The sequence below is a fragment of the Levilactobacillus hammesii DSM 16381 genome (genome assembly GCF_001434395.1).
In the GTDB taxonomy this organism is placed as follows: Bacteria; Bacillota; Bacilli; order Lactobacillales; family Lactobacillaceae; genus Levilactobacillus; species Levilactobacillus hammesii.
Genome location: NZ_AZFS01000046.1, coordinates 203,215 through 223,953, shown reverse-complemented (window position 1 = coordinate 223,953; position 20,739 = coordinate 203,215). Strand labels below are relative to the sequence as shown.

Annotated in this window: 19 protein-coding genes and 1 other RNA gene; 9 read left to right on the top strand and 11 right to left on the bottom strand. The window is 49.4% G+C overall.

Annotated elements, in window-relative coordinates; translation table 11 throughout:
* Positions 1–40: 40 nt before the first annotated feature.
* Both FD28_RS04980 and FD28_RS04975 read right to left on the bottom strand, forming a co-directional pair.
* The gene (locus FD28_RS04980; protein WP_057733210.1) at positions 41–1,507 is read right to left on the bottom strand and encodes a sensor histidine kinase; all 1,467 of its coding nucleotides are present in this window, start codon (positions 1,505–1,507) and stop codon (positions 41–43) included.
* Positions 1,504–2,238, bottom strand: coding sequence for a response regulator transcription factor (locus tag FD28_RS04975; protein WP_057733206.1), 735 nt, complete (start codon positions 2,236–2,238; stop codon positions 1,504–1,506). The genes FD28_RS04980 and FD28_RS04975 overlap by 4 nt, the downstream gene beginning before the upstream one ends.
* Before the next feature lie 269 nt (positions 2,239–2,507).
* Here FD28_RS04975 and ssrA point away from each other — a divergent pair.
* Positions 2,508–2,878, top strand: a transfer-messenger RNA (tmRNA) gene (gene ssrA / locus FD28_RS13055).
* A 128-nt stretch (positions 2,879–3,006) separates the two neighbouring features.
* Here the strand turns inward: ssrA and FD28_RS04970 are convergent.
* Positions 3,007–5,010, bottom strand: a complete 2,004-nt coding sequence (locus tag FD28_RS04970) for a DUF5776 domain-containing protein (RefSeq protein ID WP_057733204.1) — start codon at positions 5,008–5,010, stop codon at positions 3,007–3,009.
* Positions 5,011–5,364: 354 nt separating this feature from the next.
* On the opposite strand from FD28_RS04970, the gene FD28_RS04965 reads away from it, so the two are divergent.
* Positions 5,365–5,967 (top strand): C40 family peptidase, encoded by a 603-nt coding sequence (locus FD28_RS04965; RefSeq protein WP_057733202.1) that lies wholly within the window; start codon positions 5,365–5,367, stop codon positions 5,965–5,967.
* Between the two features lie 106 nt (positions 5,968–6,073).
* On the opposite strand, the gene FD28_RS04960 is transcribed toward FD28_RS04965, so the two are convergent.
* The 5 genes from FD28_RS04960 to FD28_RS04940 all read right to left on the bottom strand — a co-directional run bounded on the left by FD28_RS04960 (position 6,074) and on the right by FD28_RS04940 (position 11,208).
* Positions 6,074–7,441, bottom strand: a complete 1,368-nt coding sequence (locus tag FD28_RS04960) for a M20/M25/M40 family metallo-hydrolase (protein ID WP_083478120.1) — start codon at positions 7,439–7,441, stop codon at positions 6,074–6,076.
* Positions 7,442–7,568: 127 nt separating this feature from the next.
* Positions 7,569–8,510, bottom strand: coding sequence for an anti sigma factor C-terminal domain-containing protein (locus FD28_RS04955; RefSeq protein ID WP_057733200.1), 942 nt, complete (start codon positions 8,508–8,510; stop codon positions 7,569–7,571).
* Positions 8,503–8,982, bottom strand: a complete 480-nt coding sequence (locus FD28_RS04950) for an RNA polymerase sigma factor (RefSeq protein WP_057733198.1) — start codon at positions 8,980–8,982, stop codon at positions 8,503–8,505. The genes FD28_RS04955 and FD28_RS04950 overlap by 8 nt, the downstream gene beginning before the upstream one ends.
* Positions 8,983–9,177: 195 nt before the next feature.
* A complete protein-coding gene (locus tag FD28_RS04945; protein WP_057733195.1) occupies positions 9,178–10,566 on the bottom strand; it encodes a class II fumarate hydratase in 1,389 nt (462 codons plus the stop codon).
* A gap of 147 nt (positions 10,567–10,713) precedes the next feature.
* Positions 10,714–11,208: an alcohol dehydrogenase gene (locus FD28_RS04940; protein WP_057733193.1), complete on the bottom strand. Its 495-nt coding sequence runs from the start codon at positions 11,206–11,208 to the stop codon at positions 10,714–10,716.
* 216 nt (positions 11,209–11,424) lie between these two features.
* Between FD28_RS04940 and FD28_RS04935 the strand changes: the two genes are divergently transcribed.
* On the top strand, positions 11,425–11,796 hold the full coding sequence (locus FD28_RS04935) for a DUF1304 domain-containing protein (RefSeq protein ID WP_057733191.1): 372 nt from the start codon (positions 11,425–11,427) through the stop codon (positions 11,794–11,796).
* Between the two features lie 470 nt (positions 11,797–12,266).
* Here FD28_RS04935 and FD28_RS04930 read toward each other — a convergent pair whose 3' ends face one another.
* The gene (locus tag FD28_RS04930; RefSeq protein WP_057733189.1) at positions 12,267–12,446 is read right to left on the bottom strand and encodes a hypothetical protein; all 180 of its coding nucleotides are present in this window, start codon (positions 12,444–12,446) and stop codon (positions 12,267–12,269) included.
* A gap of 390 nt (positions 12,447–12,836) precedes the next feature.
* On the opposite strand from FD28_RS04930, the gene FD28_RS04925 reads away from it, so the two are divergent.
* Positions 12,837–13,286: an OsmC family protein gene (locus FD28_RS04925; RefSeq protein WP_057733187.1), complete on the top strand. Its 450-nt coding sequence runs from the start codon at positions 12,837–12,839 to the stop codon at positions 13,284–13,286.
* Positions 13,287–13,344: 58 nt separating this feature from the next.
* On the opposite strand, the gene FD28_RS13340 is transcribed toward FD28_RS04925, so the two are convergent.
* Positions 13,345–13,521, bottom strand: coding sequence for a hypothetical protein (locus FD28_RS13340; RefSeq protein ID WP_169788490.1), 177 nt, complete (start codon positions 13,519–13,521; stop codon positions 13,345–13,347).
* A 60-nt stretch (positions 13,522–13,581) separates the two neighbouring features.
* Complete coding sequence (locus FD28_RS04920; RefSeq protein WP_057733185.1) at positions 13,582–14,025, bottom strand: MarR family winged helix-turn-helix transcriptional regulator; 444 nt, start codon at positions 14,023–14,025, stop codon at positions 13,582–13,584.
* A gap of 141 nt (positions 14,026–14,166) precedes the next feature.
* On the opposite strand from FD28_RS04920, the gene FD28_RS04915 reads away from it, so the two are divergent.
* From FD28_RS04915 to FD28_RS04895, 5 genes are all read left to right on the top strand, one after another.
* Complete coding sequence (locus tag FD28_RS04915) at positions 14,167–14,757, top strand: DUF5067 domain-containing protein (protein WP_057733183.1); 591 nt, start codon at positions 14,167–14,169, stop codon at positions 14,755–14,757.
* 127 nt (positions 14,758–14,884) lie between these two features.
* A complete protein-coding gene (locus tag FD28_RS04910) occupies positions 14,885–15,706 on the top strand; it encodes a LicD family protein (protein ID WP_057733181.1) in 822 nt (273 codons plus the stop codon).
* Between the two features lie 153 nt (positions 15,707–15,859).
* Positions 15,860–17,389 carry a Ppx/GppA phosphatase family protein gene (locus FD28_RS04905; protein WP_057733178.1) on the top strand — a complete coding sequence of 510 codons (1,530 nt, stop codon included), beginning with the start codon at positions 15,860–15,862 and terminating at the stop codon, positions 17,387–17,389.
* A gap of 2 nt (positions 17,390–17,391) precedes the next feature.
* On the top strand, positions 17,392–19,551 hold the full coding sequence (locus FD28_RS04900; protein WP_420806195.1) for an RNA degradosome polyphosphate kinase: 2,160 nt from the start codon (positions 17,392–17,394) through the stop codon (positions 19,549–19,551).
* Positions 19,551–20,486, top strand: a complete 936-nt coding sequence (locus FD28_RS04895) for a Ppx/GppA family phosphatase (protein WP_057733174.1) — start codon at positions 19,551–19,553, stop codon at positions 20,484–20,486. The genes FD28_RS04900 and FD28_RS04895 overlap by 1 nt, the downstream gene beginning before the upstream one ends.
* Positions 20,487–20,739: the final 253 nt, after the last annotated feature.

Here is a 20,739-nt window from a genome sequence, read left to right as displayed (position 1 = left end):
CACAGCAATCCGTTTACTTTGAATTAAATTGATGGTGACTTCAATCCATCTTCACCCGCTCCGAATTGGTCTGATGTTGATCAGGGAAGATGATGGTAAAGGTTGTGCCGACGTTAGCCTTACTGGTCACGCTAATCTTACCATGGTGTAATTGAACCAGCTGATGCACGATGGATAGGCCCAGTCCCGATTCGCCATACTTGGTGTTTTTTCGAGATGGATCGGCCTTGTAGTAGCGTTCCCAGATGTTTTGCAGCTGTTCATCGGTCATGCCCATCCCGGTGTCGGCTACCTTGACGATGGTCTCCTCATAACCCCGTTGCGCGGATAAGGTAATCGTCCCATCCTGCGTAAACTGAATGGCATTTTGTGCAATGTTAAACATAATCTGGACAAAACGATCATAATCGGCGTACACCGGAATTTCTTTAGGTGCCTGTAATTCAAGGGAATCACCGCTGTCATCGGCTTTTTGTTTTAATTGTTCTACTATATTATGGAGCGCATCCACGGCATTGAATTCGTGAAGATTGAGCGAAATCTGATTAGACCGAATCTTTTCGTAGTCTAAATTCTCATTGACTAACCGAATCAGGCGACTGGTTTCGCTCCGCATCAGGTCGATACTTTCTTCCTTACTCTCCTCCGGAATGGCGTCGTAAGCCAGGCCTTCCAGCAAACCATTGATCGTGGTCAGTGGCGTCCGCATTTCATGCGAGGCATTGGCCATGAATTCACGCCGGCGTTGTTCCTGTCGTTGAATTTCCTCTTGTGAGTCCTTTAACGAATGGGCCATACCATTGAAATCGTTAATCAGGTCATCAATCTCGTCCCGATTTTTACTGGTCATTTCCACGTCATAGTTCCCTTTGGCAACCTGATTGGTGGCCTTCCGTAACCGATTGATTCGCGACGTGTAGTACCGCGCCAATATGTAACTGGCGACGATGGCCACGACAATCGACACCAGCAACGCTCGAATCAGGTTGCGATTGATCTGATTGACACTGGTATTAATATCGGAGACAAACGCCCCCATAACCACGACCGCGACCAGCCTATGATTGTAGAAGTAGGGCTTCATCACTTCTGTCATGGCCGGACTGACGCGTCCGTTCTTGTTACGCACGCGGCGATCCACAACTTTGTGAATGATCTGGTTATTCTTGAGTTTCTTCCAATCAGACTGGTTGATCGACTGCTGATAGACACTCGCTGGGAAAACAACCTTGTTGCTCGCACTGTAAATAGTGGTACTAATCGCCTGGTTTTGCAACAATTGCTCACTGCTTTCCAGCGAGGTCGTATCAAAATTAACCGTGTGCGCATCTTGTGAACTGATTCGTAAAGACTGTTCAATCAAACTGTTTGAGTATTTTTCAAGCGAATTCCAGGTGTTGCTGTAGACCATGTGCCGGGTCATCTGGGAGTAGGAAACGCCCATGATAATCAGGATAATCATAATCGCCGCAAAGAATCCCAGCATTTGTTGATACATTAGCTTCATTGCTGATCTGCTCCACTATCATCGAATTTATAACCCACCCCCCAAACGGTTTGAATAACTTGAGGGCCAACCTTTTCAATCTTCTGTCGAAGTTTTTTAATGTGGGCATCCACCGTCCGTTCGTCACCATAGTATTCATAATCCCAAACCAACTGCAAGAGTTGCTCCCGGGAGAAGACCTGGCGCGGCTTCTGCGCTAAGGTCTTCAGTAGATCGAATTCCTTTGGCGTCAAGTCGTGGATTTGCTGCCCGTTAAGGTAGGCTTCCCGCGTCTTGGTGTTGAGTTTGAAGTTCTCCGTGACCACATCAAAGGCCTCGGTATCGTCCAACGGCGCAGTCTCAGGTCCCTTAGAAATGGGGCCCAATTCCGCCCGGCGATGGAGCGCCTTGATCCGAGCAATCAACGTGATCGGACTAAACGGTTTGGTCACGTAGTCATCGGCACCCATTTCCAGGCCCAAGACCTGATCGCTTTCGGAATCGCGAGCCGTTAACATAATAATCGGCACGGTCGGTGATAGCTTACGAATCTCGGCGCTGACCTGCATCCCGTCCATGCCGGGCAGGTTCAGATCGAGCGTGACCATATCCCAGTCATTCGGTGCGGCCTTAAACATCTCGACGGCCTCATTGCCATCGTAGGCAAACGCCGCATCCCACTGTTCCTTCTTAAAAAACATCGACATCATTTGTGAAACTGAATGGTTATCTTCAATCATTAATAACTTCATTGCTACCTCCCAAGGTTAGGGCTACTGTATTCGGAGCCGGCAAAAAGGTTAGTAAGTCATAGTGTCCTAAACCTACTCGGTCAATCAGAAATCTCCATGATAGAATGATGAAGTTTCTGTAACTTTTACCGGCGAGCCTGTGCCGTGTGGTTCCTTACCTACCCATTATACTATACCGGCTTCACGTTTTTTTCCTTAAATTAGGTTCCCCTAGTCAAAATTGTTTGCACTCCCCCAGTGGTATGTTAAACTAGATGAGTATCATTTATGGGGGCGTTCTGGATTCGACTGGTATAGGTTGAAGCTTGACTGCGCGCCGTAGCGGCATCTACGTTAAAAGGTCCAGTTTATTATAACTGCAAAAAATAATAACAATTCTTACGCTTTAGCTGCTTAATAGGCGCTTAACGTAGATCCTCCTAGGTTTGTCTGTGGTCTAGATCTGGGTCCTAAATTTAACAGACTTACGCTAACGACTCCCACCTGAAGTACGGTAGAAGAGAAAAATCAGGTTAGCTGAACATGTTGGCCCTGACAGGCGGCAAGTTGTTCAGTGAAACTTTAAATAGTCTGCCTATGCGTGTAGACGTTAAGTTGGCAATATGCTAGGACGCGGGTTCGATCCCCGCCGCCTCCATCATTTAACCCGTTAGTTGCGCGACTGACGGGTTTTTATTTTGCCCAAAATTTGGTACCTTTCTAACCAACAAACGGCCCCCAACTGGTGATAACCATCAGCTGGGGGCCGTTCTGGTCTGTTTACAAATGCTACTTGATCACTTTAACCAATTTAGGATTAGCCGTGACATAGCCGCCGGCGACCCGGTAGCGCTGAGCGCCATGTGTGCTGAAATCATAGCCCAAGACGGCGATCTGCGTCCCTTTGCGGAAGACTTTCGACTGACGTTTGAGGTTAACGTCTTGGTAACGATTAATTTTCGTCTTCGCCGCAACCTTTTTGACCATTGGTAGCCGTCCGGATTGTACCAACTTCTTGTTAGCCGTTACGTAAGTGCCATCCTGCAGTTGAAAACGCGTGGTCAAGTGATGCTGGGTTATACCGACAATTGGCAGCACCTGTCCTTGACGATAGTGTTTGACCTTACCGGTTAACGCAACACGTCGATAAGCATTGACGCCCTTGGGCGCAATGATCGTGACCTTAGCCGGCGCTTTAGCATAATAAGCCGGTGTCACATATGTCGCCCGCTTGGTGATATATCCTGTTTTGCCATACGTCTTAGACTCCCGGTTAACATCCTTCACCAGATACCGCGGGGTCCCCTGTTTAGATGCCGCCTCGCCGGTCACCTTAAACATGGGACGGTGAACACGCGGTTGTTGGCTATACCAGCGCTGACGCGTAGTCTTTGTAAAATCAGGGTGTTGATAGAGACCGATCTTCTTGGTGGCGTAAACCAGTTTTACTTTGGCTACCGGCTTGGTATCGATTGTTGCCGAGTCGGCCGAACTACTACTGGACTCAGCATGATTGAACGCGGTCGGTGTCGTTGGTTCGAGTTTGATGGGAATGGTGTAAATCTGGGTATAAGTTGCTGTATTCCCAAGTGCTTCCGTTAAGACCCGAATTTGCACTTGCTTAGCGCCTGCTGGAACGTGCGCAATAAAGAGGTGCTCGCCATTGGGTGGCGTTGTCCTTTCCTGAAGATCAGGATACTTGAACGTATAGCCTTGGTTCTGACAATCTTCTACATATGAATTAACCTCTGGCGCATTTGTATTCGTCTGATATATTTGTTCTTGATCATAGAAAAGAACATCGTACGTGCTAAGATTAATTTTTTTATGAGTCTCATCTATCCCTACCATGTTGGACCAATATGGAAAATCTTTTTGTGAAGAGATAACTTCTGACTGAAGTGCTTGATCAACACCCGAAACATTTTCACTATCGAGCTGAGCTGCTTGATCAATATCATCATGATTAGTGGCTTGATTATAGAATTTAAGCCCTGAGACGACATTGTCCGTGCTACTGGTTAAAAAGGTACCATTAAATTCGTTAAGCTCAGTAAACGGCAACTCGATAATACCATCCTTTAGCATCTGTGGTGCCAACGTAATCCCCGTTGAGATGGGCTGACCATCCGGGTTCTTTAAGACATCCGCATTTAAACCGGCAATTTTATCCTTGGTGGCTGCTGTGCTCTTAAACGTCACCCATGATGAGAAATCCGTGATTGGGTTCCGATTAAGCAGGAGATACTTAATCGTAGCGGCAGAATTGGCCTCATCAATCGTCTGTAACAACGTCGCCAAGTCAGCTGTGGTCACCCCATCGTTAGAGAAACCCAATGCGGCAAGTTCGGTTCCCGTCGTGCGGTTTGCCAAGAACGCCTGTGTAATCGCTGTCATTTCTGCCGAATCAAAATTCTGTTGGTTGTTAACGACTAATCCACTAAACTGATCGGCCACCTTTTCTAACGCGGCATATGAATCTAGGTTCGTCGTGATCTTTACGATGAGCTGTTCTGCTGCAACATCCTGTAACGTGCTACTCCCACTAAGCCCTTGGTGGCTGGTATCGCCGGCATACTTGTCCTGATCGCTCTTAAGGATCGCTGCCTTCACGATTTCCGAATCACCGCCGTCGGGCAACGCCTCATTCAACGTTGTAGTGGCGGCTACTGACGCCACCTGCACTTGTCCAGGGGAGACATCAGCCCGAGCGATACTGATTCCACCGGCACCAATCACGGCCAAACTTACAGCTAATATGACTTTGATCCCCCAGCCACTTCGACATGTCATCGGTCTTTCCTCCTCATATCTTCAACCATCGCTTGCCAACACGTCAGGAAAATTCAGGCTCGTAACAACTGGTTAACTTCGCGCAAATCAATTGTTAATTCATTCACATATTGGCATTAGTATATCACCCTTCCCTTTCTCAATTAGGATGCTGATTAAATATCTTCTTAATACACCCAATAAATTCATCACCCGTTAAGCAACTGTCCTAACCAATTGTCCAAGTCGTCTGACATATCCTGTCATCTAACCGGTTTTGGTTTGTCACTTGACTGATACGCCCCCGCAATTTTTCTTCGCTATACTAAATTTTGTAGTCAGCTAATTGGCTACCAAATACTTAGAAGATTGCGAGTGACCTTTATCAATACCACAACGACTAAAGTCTTATTAACAACGCTTGGTGCGGCGGCCTTATTATTTGCCGGAACCACGACGGCTTCTGCCCACATGAGCACGACCACCAGCACCAACACCACACCAACCACGCAAGTTAGCACGCCAGCCCCAACCACGAACCGGACGACGAGCACTGGCGTTCAAAATACCAGCTACGCCCATACCACAGCCAACACGTCTACGACGACTTCAACCGCGACCACAACTGCCAACACCAGTGGCGCCGTAGCGAAGGCCCTGGCCGTGGCGAATAGCGGGGTGCCTTACGTCTTCGGTGGCAGCTCCATGAGTGGCTTCGACTGTTCTGGTTTGGTTCAATACGCCTTTGGTTTAAGTGCCCGGACGACTTACCAACAAACGAACCTGGGAACGCACCACTACGATGTCGCCAACGCCCCAGCCGGTGCCATCCTCTTCTGGGGTTCCGACAGTGCGCCCTACCATGACGGAATTTCTTTAGGTAACGGTAAATACGTTGCCGCCCAAAACGAATCCGATGGTATTGGCGTCTTTAGTCAAACCTACTGGCCAGCCAGCTTCTACATCACCGTTAACTAATATTTAACTCAAAAAAACTGGCGTTATCAGTCCTCATCATACGATGAGACCGATAACGCCAGTTTTTGAGTTCAACCGACTCTCTCTGCAATCGATTTATTGAAAGTTAAGCTTGTCCAAAATTCTGTAATAGCTGTGCCGTATAACGTGCGGCTTGCGTGAAGTCCTTCACCCGCACGTTTTCATTAGGCGCATGGGCACCAGAACCAGCCCAGGTTGAGCCCACCGACACAATCGGCGCGCCCACTGTCTCGGCAAAGGGGGCTTCTGGCCCACTCCCACCGGCATTCGGCACTAATTTCACCGCATCCCCATAGACCTCGTGTGCCGTGGCAACCGCGGTCTGAACGAAGGTGTCCGTCAGATCGGAACGAAAGGCCGGTTCCCCTTGGTTATAGGAAACGTGGAGATCACTAAAGCCATTCTTATCCAGTTGCGCTTGAACCAGTTCCGAGATGTGCTCGGGATCTTGTCCTGGAACTAAGCGACAGTCCAGTTGTGCCCGGGCCTGCTTGGGCAGAACCGTCTTCAGGCCGTCACCTTCATAGCCACCGGAAATCCCGTTAATGGTAATTGTTGACCGATTGATCAGGGCCTCGGCTGGCTTATCCGAAATGAACGGTAACTTTAGGCCAAAGTTTTGCCGAGTAGCAGCTTCATTAAACGATAACTGATCAATGGCTGCCTGCTCGGTCGGCGTCAGGGGCTTAACCCCGTCGTAAAAGCCGTCAACCAGGACCTCACCTTTAGGCCCCCGTAAGGTTGCGAGGCCTTGTACGAGCCGCCATACCGCGTTGTCCACGAAGGCAGCGAGTGAAGAATGCAGATCGCTTTCGGCCGACTTGGCGGTCACGTTAAAGCTCGCCGTCCCCTTCACACCACAGGTCACCTGAAAATTCTCATCGGCATCTTTGCCACCGGTCTCCCAGACCACCGCGTCGGCAGCCAAATCGGCACCATGTTTCTTGGTCATGGGTGCGATGTGGGGACTCCCAACTTCTTCCTCACCTTCGAGGATGAATTTCAGGTTGCAAGGCAGACCCGTCGTGTTCTGTAACGCCTTGACCGCAGACAGCCGCACCATCAGTTCCCCTTTGTCATCGGAAACACCCCGTGCCACGTACTGGCCGTTCTTCTCCGTCAGGGTAAAGGGATCACTCTCCCATTCATCAAGCGGTTCGGCCGGTTGGACATCGTAGTGGTTGTAGAACAGCAGCGTCTTATCGGCATTGCCGTTAGGCCCCGCTGGCAGCGTCGCAAATACAAAAGGATTACTTCCCGGAATGTCCCGCCAGACCGTTACCTCCGCACCCAATTCTTGAAAGGATTGTTCAATGACGCTAACCGTTTCCTCGATCCCGAGGTGCTTGGCAGCGACCGTTTCAATACTTAAATATTTGGCTAACCGTGGTCGATTGGCTTGTAAGGCCTGGTCAATGGCGGTTCGTAATGCATCGGTAGTTTTCTCTGGCATAAACATTCGCTCCTTAAATTTACGCGCAACTCACTTGGCGGGAACTCGTGACTTGATTCACGTTACGCGATTGCCCTTAACATTAATCTTTGATGAGAAAAATGTCAAGAGTTTTCTCATCGTTCTGTCATTTTATCGCCGTGCGCTGCTTAAAGAACCCGGCCGAACTCGCGTAGATCCAGTTGGCCTTGCTCAGGGACCGGAAATCCTCGCTGTTCCCCGTGACGATGACACCGGCGAATTTGGCTCGATTGGCGGTAGAATAACGTCTGGCATACTGCCCCGCATACTTATACAGACTAAAGTCATCGAAAACAATATTTGAGGTATGGCTGGCTGCATACTTCAGTCCCTGATAAAAGCTACGGTAGTCATCTTGAGTCAGTCGTTCTGGCAGACGGTGATGCTTTATTTTGTCCTTAACACTAAGTCCTAACAAGTTATTGTCCATCGCTGTTGGATCGGCTGTGCCACTTACACCAATCCAGTACCATTGTGAATGCAAACCAGCTGGTAATTTTGCTTGCACCTGTTGATACGTTAACGGCCGGTCAAAAGTCAGGGCAATCTCAACCACGGCATTTTTTGCCTGCGCAATCTTGGTGAGATCATGAGTTGCTTTTAAGTTAGGTCTCGTAGCCCGTTGATTAAAAAACATTGGAATTTTTTGTTCAGTCTCACGATCGTATAAACTTGCTTCATTCTGATCCGTGGCATTACTAAGTGAACGACTCCCCCCAGTCAACCACGAATAATCGCGAGTGACCGCAGACCATGGCACGCGATACCCCTCAATTTCCTTATACCTGTGACTAATCACTTGTCCCCCCAGCACTGAAGTATTTCCTAAGTATTGATCGCTGACTTCGATGTTCGGCGAAATCAACTGATCATTCATTTCCATATCTCGCATAATTTCAGTTGATACCTTAGCTGCTCGCATCTGCGTCAACTTGTAGGTCACCGGAATAGCTACCAGGACTACGATCACGGCGATCAGCACCGTAACTATCCACCGACGCAGCTTCATCCTTAAAGCTAATTGTCGAAATTTTTTACTCTCATTCATTTTTGTGCCTCCGCATCTTCTTTTCTAGTTTCCGATGAATCCGATGTAAACGCATTTTAGCTGCAGTAGTTTTAATCCCCAATCTGACCGCTATTTCCCGAAGTGGTAAGTCCTGATCGTAACGTAAAAGCAACAACTGAAGCTCTTGTGGCGAAACGCCCTCTAACTGGTCAGCTAATGGCAACTCAGGTTCTGTCTCCGAGCCTTCTTCGACTGGCCGTAAATAAGCTGCAACCAATTCGTGATATCGACGTGTTCGGCGATAATGATCGAGATAGGTCGTCCACGCAACACGATAAATATAGGGTCGTAGCTCACTCATCGGTAACACCAGCTCCATCTCCAGTAGTTTAATAAAAACATCTTGGCAAATATCTTCAGCGGTCTCCGGTTGTACACCCCTGTGAACCAAATAATGCCGTAGATCAACGGTTAATTGCGCCAATTGGTTCTCGTACTGGTTTAGCCGCATACTTTCCTCCCCCCTACACTTAACCAACGTATGGCGACATCAAAAGGTAACAAACTTTTTCAATCCATCGTTTAGCTGCATTATACACAATAAACCATTTTCCTTCTTCTCATTCGCATAACTCATATGAAAGGCCGTAGCTCTAGACATTTTTCTCAAGAGCTACGGCCAAACTTTTCATTATATTTTCATCAGTTAGTTCATCGGTCGTTTACTATTCGTCATCGCCAGCGGCTTAACCCACTGATCAAACTGTTCCGCCGAAACCTTTCCCGATTGGACGGCAGCATCGCGAAGCGTCAGGCCTTCCCGCTCGGCTAACTGCGCAATCTCGGCACTCGCATGGTAGCCAATATAAGGTGACAGTGCGGTCACGGTCATCAGCGACTGATCGACGAGCTCGGCCATATGATCGGCATTCACGGTTAACCCATGAATCATTTTATCTGCGAAGCCCATCACCGTTCCCGTCAAAAGGTCTGTCGATTCCAAGAAAGTTTCAATAATGACGGGTTTATAGACATTCATTTCAAAATTCCCCTGGGAGGCGGCAATCGTTAGGGTCACGTCATTTCCCATCACGCGCGTCGCCGCCATGGTCAGTGCCTCGGCCTGCGTGGGATTGACCTTCCCCGGCATGATTGACGAACCCGGCTCGTTGGCGGGAATATTGAGCTCATTGTATCCCGCTCGCGGACCACTGGCAAGAAAACGCACATCATTGGCAATCTTCAAGAGATCACTCGCCAACGTCTTCAAACCACCGTGGACCACGTTCAGGCCAGAATGCGCGGCCAAACCAAAGAACTTATTGGTCTTAGCCGTAAAGGGTTGATCGTAGGCCTTACTCAGTTGTTCAGCCACCATCGTTGCAAATCCCGGGGCGGCATTGAGTCCCGTGCCCACGGCGGTCCCACCAATCGGCAATTCCAGCAATGAATCATCTAGGGATTTTAGATAATCCCAGTCGTGTTCCAACATGCTGACCCAACCGCTGACCTCCTGACCAAACGTCAGTGGCGTCGCGTCCTGCAGGTGAGTCCGACCAATCTTCACCACATTCTGGTAGGCCGCCTGCTTCACGGCCAACTCATCCATGAGGTGTTGCACGGCCCCCTCCAATTGGCGAACCGCCACTCTCGCCGTGATTGCCATGGCCGTGGGAAACACGTCATTGGAACTCTGCCCGTGATTCACGTCGTCATTAGGTAACACGCCACTCGTGGGATCGTAGGACGCCGTCTGGTGGGCAATGACCTCGTTGACGTTCATATTGGTCTGCGTCCCCGAGCCCGTCTGATAGACGTGAAGCGGGAAGTCCGGCCGCAATTGGGCATCCGGTAAAGCCAGTAGGTCCGTGGTGGCCCGGATAATCAGCTGGGCCTTTTCCTCGCGAATCTCGCCCAAATCACGGTTGGCCGTCGCGGCGGCCCGCTTAATCTGTAGCAAGGCCCGAATCATCGGGAGTGGCATGAGCGGTCCCGTTGTAAAATTATGGCGGCTACGCTCCGTCTGTGCCCCCCACAAGGCCGTTGCTGGCACCTGCACCGTCCCCAAGGTATCCGCTTCTTCACGATATTCCATGTTACCCTTCCTCTCACATTCTCAACTAGTTCCAGCATACCCAATCTAACCGCAAAACGTCAATGATTCTCACCCGGAAGCACCAAAAAAGCCGCTCCACAACGGACCGACTGCTTGGCTTCTATGCTGACTGGTAAAACGCGCTGATTAGCCTTCAGCGGATTCTTCAATCTTAAAACTCTCTTGTTGGTTTAACTGTTGTTCTGCCTGACGTCTTGCGGCGACGGCATCGTTAAAATCACTAAAAGTTTGGTTCAAAACGTAACGGCCATGGTAAAATAAACGTGCTGCCCACTTACCTGAGCGCTTATCAAAACTGACCCCAATGACCCCCGAAATATTACGGGAGCTAATCTTGGTCAGTGCGGCAACGTTAGACCCATTCACTAATGGCAAGTTTGTGGCATTGCCAATCTGCTTGCGCGTCCGGGGATCCTTGGTGAGCCGAGCCTTACTGATGTCACGCCGGTAGCACCCGCAACTCACGGTAATCCCATGACGTAACCGATAACTGTCAACCGTGACTAAATTGCCACAGCTACACTTACACAGCCACGTTGCGTTCCCGTTCTTTGCCGTACCATCCCGCCGGATAACCGTCAGTCTGCCGAATTGTTGTCCACTTAAGTCTAGGAGTCTCATAAATAATTCCTCCATTCAAATTTGCCATAAAGGTTGATGTGAAGCGATTCATGTCTCCCCAAAACGTCTGAGCTCCCCTGGCACATATTACTTAATTATTATTCTACACGCCAAACTAAAAATTAGCTTAAAGTCTCAACAAATTCATGTTTAACCGGTGACCCCTGGACACTATTAATTTTACCACCTTACGCTAACAGAAAGAAGGAATTACTAATGCACATTCTACTTGTTACTCTAATTTACATTGTCGCTATTGAACATTTAGGTATCATGGGCTTGGAAATGTGGGGCAGTCCCGCCACGCAATCAAAGGCCTTTGGCATGTCGCCTAGCTTCGTGCAGCGTCCGGAAGCCCAGACCGCCCTAGGTAACCAAGGCATCTACAATGGCATGTTGGGACTCAGTCTGATCGCTTTACAATGGGTCTTATCCGGCCATGCCAGTTTGATTGCAACTGCCGTTTTACTCATTTTCATTGTCATTGTTGCCATCTATGGTAGTTTCACCGCCAAAAAAGAAATCTTTTGGATTCAGGGAATGCCAGCCCTCGTGACGTTACTCGTTTTACTAACTTTAATAGTTTAAACGAATCTTTAAAATATGGTTTACAGAAGTTAGTCGGCAGGTTATAATGAGTTTACATATTCAGGTGAGAGCCTGCCACGGATCTTCAATCGTTGGAGGAGTTAATTAGACATTTAGCCATTATTAACACCGTTGAAGCCGTACACATACTTCTATTCTGCTGGTTGCGTCCATTCGTAACTAGCTTTTTTGTGTCTAAATTTATTTTGACAACATAAAAGACCGATCTTCCGCATAGCAGATCGGTCTTTTTCGGTTCCATTAGACATGACTGGCAATCAACCAAAGTAGCAGCATGTGATAAACCACCACGGCCATCGTACCCACGAATAGCCACCCACATGCATAGTAGACGTAATACATTGCTGGATGCTTCATGATGTTGCCCCCTTCTATTGGGCACAGCTTACCATAGGACATCTTTTAACCCATAACGTTTACCCCAACTGGGATTTAATATCCCCGGTAGACTAACCAACTGGCGAGGCTTCCCGCCGATTTGCAGCCGCAACAATCGCCTCTTGTTGCGCAATTGTCGCCGTAAATTGTTGCATGACGTCCCGTTCAATCACTTGGGCCCCATGCTTCTGCGCGCGCCACGTCATCATCTGAAACTTCTTGCGTTCATCCAACAGTTCTTCTGTTAACATATGGCTTCCCCCAAACATTGCGCCAGTGTTCTACTACCTGTTGACCCCATTATAGCATTTCTGGACAAGCGGTCTAGTGTTAATTGCAAATTATTACAAAACTTTTACATAGACCAATTTTGATAATTCGCCTTGCTAATTGCGGGTTTCTGCGAATAGTGATGGCCGAAACCCGTTAAATGTGAGATGCTTTTTCATAAATTGGTATAGTTATATGTGCAAGCGGTTGTTTGCCTATCAGGTCTTGTCTTAACGTAATATTTTAATATATTAACGGTCAGTGGTTTACCTCATTTAGAAAGCCTTTCCATTTTGCTGCATTTCGATTGTTTTTTACCTGAAAACAGCGTAATCTTAAGGTGATTAAATTCACGAAAGAAGGTGCCATCCGTGGCAATTGACCGCGAAAAATTTCCACCACTGTACCGAACCGTCGCCGCAAACGATGCTGGCCTGGAAAGTCACTCTTACATTCCCGGTGGCCTCGATGTTTTAACCAGTCATCCCCTCAACGATGCGCCTGGCGCTAACCCGGAACAATTTATCGGGCTCGCCCTCAGCACCTGTCTCAATGCCACCTTAGAAGCGATTGAGGAACGACGTGATCTCCCTCATTCCGCGCAAGTCCACACGATTGTTGAGTTGGCACGCGACACCCGGGGCTTTCAATTCTATCTGACCGCCGAAGTCAAGATTCCGGGCGTGGACCACGACACTGCTGTGGCCATGGTTGACTTGGCCGAACGGCGCTGTCCCGTCGCAAAGTTGCTGGGAAGTAGCGACAACGTCACCGTCCAATTAGTTTCTGAATTTTCTCCCGCAACACCAGTCGAGAGCTAAACCAAAAAATGGGCCACACTCCCTGACATATCGTGAGGGTCGTGTGGTCCATTTTAAATTAGCGACGGGTCAACCGTCCCTTTAGCCGGTGCCACCACGTCTTGCGCTCGGTGCTTTCACCATAAACGTAAGATCGCGTGGACCGTGGCGACCGCTTGTCAGCGTGGTCATCATCCATGAAGACAATCTTGCGCCAGCGCTTGGCCTCTTCGTCACTCATGCGCTTTTTGCTCATTGACTTCAATCTCCTTTTACCCCTCACGCCTAATATGTGGGGGCTCTCAGTAGCCGTTAACTACTTTTTCATGCGGGTAACCTGACTAAAGTCCTGAATGAATTCCAGAATATCGTGTGCCCGTTCATTCCCATAGACATCAACCCAACCTTGAAACCGCTGATTGATGCGCTGACGAATCACACGCTCGGCTCGCTTACCAGCATCGGTTGCGATTAAGTACAACCGGCGACGATCATTTTCATCCGACTGTTGGCGCAAGTATCCCTGCTTCAACAACACCTTGATCTGTCGTGAAATGGCGCTCCGTGTCACCTGACGTTTACTGGCAATATCCATCAACGTCACGTCATGGTTCCGCGTAATCTCCCTTAGAATCAAGTATTGCTCGAAAGAAAGATGAAACTCCTTTGCTGGTTCCGAAACAAATTCATCCAAATACTTGAGTGAACTCATGTAGACGTCAATAAACGCGTCCAATAGAGACTGCTCCTGCTCAGCCATGATTACCCACCTACATTTCTCAAAATACGATTTTTATCTTAGCATTTACGCCCAGCAAATACCAGTTTTTTTCATCCAAATTAGCAGGTGGTCTGGACCAACCTATGCTAAAATAAAGGAGTAGCATTTGGGGGGAAAACTATGAATCAATCAATAAAAATTGGAACCGCTTTAAGCTTGTTACTCTTGCTGAGCGGCTGTGGTGCTTCAAACCAAAAGGCAGCCCAGTCGAGTAGCAGTCAGCACACTAGCCAAACGGCTAAAAAAATCAGCAACACCAATCGTTCACGCCGTCGCCAATCGAGTCACAGTCAGTCACAGGCTAAAACCGCGACATTTGCCAATTCACAATTCACCATCAATCAGGTGACTTACAAATTGACCGGTACTGAAGTGACGGCCAGCGCTACGGCGAACCGCAATTTATTCGTTATCTATTATACCGTATCTAACCAGCAAAGTAAGGCGATCGTGCCTGCCGATCTGTGGGAAAGTTCGGTGAGTGCCAAGCAAGACGGCAAAACGTTAGGCACGGGCAACCTGGCCTTCACGACGAACCAGACTAAAGACAACAACCTGTTAAATCACACCGTTATGCCGGTTAAAGCGGGTAAGTCAGTGACCGGTTTGGCCACATTTGAACCCAAGAATCTGGACCCCGTCACGGTGAGCTTCAAGGACACCAACGGTCAGCTTGTCCACACCAGCCACTACAATCTGAACGAGCATTAGTTAGCTTGTAGCGACGTTGGGCCCACGCTGATACAGGCCATCTCTGCCAACCGGCAAGGCGACCCGCCATAGCCATTAAGAACAATTGAAACTTCGACTTTATTTTGTATTCAGAAAGGAACCTTTTATGACGCGATTAATTGACCGGATTCACCAAGTAGAATTGGGCAACCTGGCACAATTCATCACTTTGTGTAACGACCTTGACCTGCCCTACTTCATGATGGGCGGCTCACTATTGGGAACCATTCGTCACCAGGGCTTCATTCCCTGGGATGACGACGTCGATGTTGGCCTGCTTCGCGCCGACTACGATCGTCTGTTGGCCGCAGCACCCGCATACTTAGCGGATACCCACTACTTCCTGCAGACACCGGCTAGCGACGAAAATTATGGTCTCAGCTATGCCAAACTCCTAGACCGCAACACTTACATTGAGGAGAAGAACAACGTGAACGCGGCACGCAAGGGAATTTTCATTGACATCTTCCCGCTGGATCGGATTCCCTTGGATACCAGCCTTCAGCGCGAACAGATGACCCGTTTCCAACTGCTCAACACGCGGATTCTCTTTCAACTGCGATACCACTTGGTCGATAATCCCCTGCGAAAACTGCAGAGTCCCTTGTCCACCGAGCAACTGGCCGACGTCAAGGTCTTAAAGGCCGAGCGCCAGGCACTGATGACCACGTACCAGAATGATCATACACTCCTGCAAGTCAAAAACTTAGCCTCTCAATACGGTTATAATCGCGAAGTCTTTACCGTTGCGGAAGTATCCGACCTAACGCCAATGCCATTCGAGCATCTGACGGTTCAGGTCCCCAAGATGTATGCTAGCATTTTAACGGGTATGTACGGTGACTACATGGCCCTACCACCGGAAAACCAGCGAACCGAAAAACACTTGGACAAAGTGATTATGGATAATCAGGTCTTTACGGAATGATGAGAAACCAACTAAGTCGCTTGGCGACAGCTAATCATCAGCCACTGGTCACGATTCATTTTTAATGCGGCGGTTTCACCTCGTCCGCATCCACCGCCGTCAACTAGCCAACCACTAACGGCAAACAATTTTAATAGAAAGTAGATGAAGTTTATGGCTGATAATTATTTTGGCGCAATGCTCATTAATGTTTCCAGTATGGAACTGTCAATCGTGAACCTGAAAACCGGTGCTCAGACCGAGCGGGTGAAGTCAAACGTCGCCATTGGGGAAAATATTTACAACCATGAAGAAATTGATTTTGAAACGGTCGCCGAGGCGGCTGAGGCCCTCCGTGGCTTCTTGCAAATTATCAAGGACTACGGCGTGACCAACTACAAGCTCTGGGGGTCGCAGGCACTGTCCACGGCACCTAACGCCGAGTTCATTCGGGACCAGATTTTTGTTCGAACTGGTCTAAGCATTAATTGGCTCTCCTTGGGGGAGGAGTCCTTCGTGCGTAACGAAGCCATCGCCTTGAAATTCGACGGTTACCATCACCTGGTTAAAAAACATGCCGCCATTATCGGGCTTAACTCTGGGAGTGCCACGTTGTCCTTTTTCGCTCACGACAACCTCGTTTCCTCCCACAACATGAAGTTAGGTCCCGTACGAATCAAAGAGGTCTTGCAAAGCCTGCGTGCCACGGCACCCAACCCCGTTGATGTCCTCGATGACTACATTAATAGTAAGGTTGATGACTTCTACCGTTTCTTACCTGAGCAACTACAGACCGCTAATAACCAAGTCATCTTGATTGGTGCGGCACCTTTGAATAACTACTTTATCCCGGAAGACGACATCAGCTATACCCTGCCGCTCAAACAATTCAATGAGTTCAGTCGCGAGGTGATTGGCGCTTCCGACCAATACCTGATGGAACGTCTTCATTTGACGGAAGAAAACGTCGAATTAGTCTTGCCCGAAGTCCTGCTGATTCAAAAACTCTTGACCGTGGTTCACGCGGACAAACTCCACCTGGTCAACCTGAACGTGCTCGACGGCTTAACCACCAACGAAGAGATCGCGGTCAGCAATCATACGTATCACTTCGAGAACCAGATTCTGGCCTCCGCCAACGATCTGGCTCAACGCTACCGGGTTGAACCCCATCACATGGAACTGGTTCGCCACTTTGCGCTGCACCTCTTTGATCAACTCAAGACCTTGCACCATCTCACCTCACGAGACCGGCTGCTCTTACAGATTGCCGCTATCGTTCACGATATTGGTGGGTTCATCGATACACATGAGCACTACCTCCACTCAGATTACGTGCTCAAACAATCCGAGATGCTGGGACTGTCCGCGGAAGAGACTCAGATCATCGCGGCCGTCTCCCGCTATCACAGCACGCGCACACCAGCCGAAGACATCACTCATTTTCGACAGTTGACGACTGAAAAGCGCTTGACCGTGGCCAAACTGGCAGCCATCCTGCGCCTGGCCGATGCCTTAGACGATGCTCATCAGCAAACCATTCAGCGGATCTCCGTCTCCGTGCGAACCAATAAGGTGGTCATTACCGCCTTTAGCGACGACGACCTTTCCTTGATTCGTTGGGCATTCAACTACAAAGCACAATTTTTCACCGACGTCTTCGGCCTGCAACCGGTGTTTAAACAAAGGAGGTTACACAAATGACAGTGAATTATCGAGACACGCAGTATTACACCAACCGAGAACTCAGCTGGTTGGATTTCAACGACCGCGTTTTGGAAGAAGCTCGTGACAAGGCCAATCCTTTGTTAGAACGGGTTCGGTTCCTCGGCATCACGCAGAGTAACGTTGATGAATTCTTCATGGTGCGGGTCGCCTCACTTTCCAAATTGGCAGCCGTGAACTATCCCAAGCCCGATGCTTCCGGCATGACGGCAGAAGATCAACTGCTCGGGGTTAACGCCAAGGCGCATGACCAAGTGGTGAAGCAGTATTCAACGCTCAACCGGATGCTCTTACCTTTACTGGCCAACCTCAACATTCACCTCAAGATCGTGAAGGAACTCTCCTCACAGCAGTTCCGCTTCATTCAGAAATACTTTAATGATGAAATTTCACCCGCACTGACACCCATGGCGGTCGACAGCTCGCGGCCATTTCCGTTTATCGGCAACAACACCCTGAATATCGCCCTGCGCCTATTCAAGGACGGTAACAAGAAGGACAAGCGTTTCGCGACGGTTCAGGTACCCGACATCTTCCCTCGAACGGTACGGTTACCGGGCGCTGAAAATGACTTCATTATGTTGGAAGACATTATCAAGGCCTTTATCGGCAACCTGTTCATCGGCTACGAAGTCAAGGAAGCCGCCAATTACCGGGTTATCCGGGACATGGACCTCGACGTGGCTGAAGAGGACACCTCCGACCTGTTGAAGGAAGTGGAACAACAGCTGAAGCGCCGGGAACATGGGGGCGCCGTACGGATGGAAGTCGAGGCCGGCATTTCTGATTCCCTGGAAAAGCGTCTGGCAACGTCCATCAAGATTGCGGACTATGCCGTCTACAACATCGGTGGTCCAATTGATCTGACCTTCCTGAGCAAATGGGTCAAGCAAATCAGCAACCACAATGACCAACTTTATCCAGCTTTCACGGCGGCACAAACACCTGGTGTCACTGCCGAAGACGATATCTTCAAAACCATTCGGCACAGTGATGTCCTGGTTCACCACCCCTTCGATTCCTTCTCGGCGGTTACGGAGCTCATCCGGCAAGCCGCTTATGACGATGAGGTATTGGCCATTAAGATGACGTTGTACCGGGTCTCCGCCAACTCCCCCATCATCAAGTACCTGGGATCGGCGGCACAGAACGGGAAGCAAGTCACGGTGCTGGTCGAAGTTAAGGCGCGGTTTGACGAGGAAAACAACGTTCACTGGGCCCAACAACTGGAAAAAATGGGCTGTCACGTGATCTACGGTCTGATTGGGCTAAAGACGCACTGTAAGCTGACCTTGATTGTCCGGCGGGAACCCGACGGTATTCGGCGGTACATGCACATGGGAACCGGGAACTACAACGATGTGACCGCTCATTTCTACACCGACCTGGGCTTGATGACCACCAACACCGATATGGGAATCGACGCCTCCAACATCTTTAACATGTTATCCGGTTATTCCGAACCGCCTTACTTCCACCAGTTGCACATGTCCCCCGATGGCATTCGTGAATTCATCGTCAGCAAGATTGACCAGGAAATCACCAACGCCAAGGCGGGTCACCCCGCCTGGATCGAGATGAAGATGAACTCCCTCTCCGATTCCGACATGATTGCCAAGCTGTATGAAGCCTCTCACGCCGGTGTTCACATCAAGCTACTCGTTCGGGGGATCTGCTGCCTCAACGTGGGCATCCCCGATATCAGCGAAAATATCGAAGTTCATTCGATTGTCGGCCGTTTTCTGGAACACAGCCGGATCTACGGCTTCGCCAATAATGGCGATCCCCTGATCTACCTGTCCAGTGCCGACCTGATGACACGGAACCTGAACCGCCGGGTGGAATTGCTCTTCCCAATCCTACAGGCCAACCTCCGGCAACGGGTCTTTGACATTTTTGCCACGCTCTGGCATGATAACGTCAAGACACGGGTCCTTCTCCCAGATCGGACCTTCACCCGCGTGGATCGGCGCGGTCTCGATCCATTGGACGCGCAGTCGACCTTCATGCAAGAGGCGACCAATAAACGGCAACGCGGCGAGGATAACCCCCTCGACGCCGCCAATGCGCCGCGCCAATTCAAACCGATGCTTAGTCCCAAGAATCAACCAAAATCCCCCATTGATCGGAGTCCTCAGTAATGGAAAACTTAGTCGTTATCGACTTAGGTTCAAACTCAGTGCGTATGACTATCAGCGAAATTGACGGTGCTGGTAACCATAAGACCATCGAGCAAGTTAAACGCTACGTACGTCTTTCAGAAAACATGGGTGAAGAACAAGTTCTCCAGCCCGAATCAATTGCCCGTACCCTCACCGCACTGGGTGAGTTTAAAAAGATTTACAGTCAGCTCGACAATCCTGATATCCAAGCGGTAGCAACGGCCGCCGTTCGTCAGGCCAGCAATCAGAAGCAATTTCTGAAGTTGGTTAAGGACAAGCTTGGGCTAACCTTTAATGTCATCTCGGGTGCGACTGAGGCGCGGTATGACTACCTGGGTGTGGTCAACACCCTGCCCATCGTGAATGGCCTTTTGGTCGATACCGGTGGCGCCTCATCCGAGTTAATTCTGGTGCAGAACCAGCAGATGAAACAAGTCGTCTCAATTCCCCTGGGTTCCGTGACCCTGTCACAGAGCTACCTGGAAAGTGATGTGGTCAAGGCCGACTCCCTCTTCGCCGCAATGACCTTCGTCAACAGCGTCTTCAACGACGTCTGGTGGCTCCGAGAAGCGACCAACCTGCCTATCATTGGCCTAGGTGGTGCCAACCGGACACTAGCCAAGATTAATCGGCGGAAGAAGAACTTCCTGAACTTTGAGGATGTTCACGGCTACAAGCTCTCTGCCGAAGACGTCTACGCCACCTTAGTCCAACTGCTGGGCCTTGATCTGGCGGGACGCAAAAAGGTCCCTGGATTGTCCAAGGACCGGGCTGACATCATCATCGGCGGGCTCATCCCCGTCACACTGTTGATGCGACTTCTCGATTCCCAACAAATCACCTTCTCTAACGCCGGCTTGCGGGATGGTATCCTGTTTAACCGGATTAATGAGATTAAGAACGGCGTGGAATAAGCCACAATAACCCAACTAGGTGTTAAAAAAATCGCCAAAATATCCCCCAAGACTGATCGATGTCTTGGGGGATATTTTCTATCTAGATAAACAACCGGTTGAAAGAAAGCATATCTGTACTTGATAAGTATTCGCACCGCTAAATTCATCTAAATTGTACGCACTACGGCTGCCAGGGATTCCGCCTGCTGTGGGGACGCTTCAGACTGGAAAAACACCAGTCTTCTCGCTCGATTTGGAGTCACGAAGAACC

What these genes read in the sequence shown, in the direction of transcription:
- FD28_RS04920 (WP_057733185.1), bottom strand. Translation starts at nt 14,025, where the DNA reads ATGGCTGAGCAGGAGCAGTCTCTATTGGACGCGTTTATTGACGTCTAC.
- FD28_RS04955 (WP_057733200.1), bottom strand. Translation starts at nt 8,510, where the DNA reads ATGAATGAGAGTAAAAAATTTCGACAATTAGCTTTAAGGATGAAGCTG.
- FD28_RS13340 (WP_169788490.1), bottom strand. Translation starts at nt 13,521, where the DNA reads ATGAGCAAAAAGCGCATGAGTGACGAAGAGGCCAAGCGCTGGCGCAAG.
- FD28_RS04945 (WP_057733195.1), bottom strand. Translation starts at nt 10,566, where the DNA reads ATGGAATATCGTGAAGAAGCGGATACCTTGGGGACGGTGCAGGTGCCA.
- FD28_RS04975 (WP_057733206.1), bottom strand. Translation starts at nt 2,238, where the DNA reads ATGAAGTTATTAATGATTGAAGATAACCATTCAGTTTCACAAATGATG.
- FD28_RS04895 (WP_057733174.1), top strand. Translation starts at nt 19,551, where the DNA reads ATGGAAAACTTAGTCGTTATCGACTTAGGTTCAAACTCAGTGCGTATG.
- FD28_RS04960 (WP_083478120.1), bottom strand. Translation starts at nt 7,441, where the DNA reads ATGCCAGAGAAAACTACCGATGCATTACGAACCGCCATTGACCAGGCC.
- FD28_RS04935 (WP_057733191.1), top strand. Translation starts at nt 11,425, where the DNA reads ATGCACATTCTACTTGTTACTCTAATTTACATTGTCGCTATTGAACAT.
- FD28_RS04930 (WP_057733189.1), bottom strand. Translation starts at nt 12,446, where the DNA reads ATGTTAACAGAAGAACTGTTGGATGAACGCAAGAAGTTTCAGATGATG.
- FD28_RS04970 (WP_057733204.1), bottom strand. Translation starts at nt 5,010, where the DNA reads ATGACATGTCGAAGTGGCTGGGGGATCAAAGTCATATTAGCTGTAAGT.
- FD28_RS04950 (WP_057733198.1), bottom strand. Translation starts at nt 8,982, where the DNA reads ATGCGGCTAAACCAGTACGAGAACCAATTGGCGCAATTAACCGTTGAT.
- FD28_RS04980 (WP_057733210.1), bottom strand. Translation starts at nt 1,507, where the DNA reads ATGAAGCTAATGTATCAACAAATGCTGGGATTCTTTGCGGCGATTATG.
- FD28_RS04905 (WP_057733178.1), top strand. Translation starts at nt 15,860, where the DNA reads ATGGCTGATAATTATTTTGGCGCAATGCTCATTAATGTTTCCAGTATG.
- FD28_RS04910 (WP_057733181.1), top strand. Translation starts at nt 14,885, where the DNA reads ATGACGCGATTAATTGACCGGATTCACCAAGTAGAATTGGGCAACCTG.
- FD28_RS04915 (WP_057733183.1), top strand. Translation starts at nt 14,167, where the DNA reads ATGAATCAATCAATAAAAATTGGAACCGCTTTAAGCTTGTTACTCTTG.
- FD28_RS04940 (WP_057733193.1), bottom strand. Translation starts at nt 11,208, where the DNA reads ATGAGACTCCTAGACTTAAGTGGACAACAATTCGGCAGACTGACGGTT.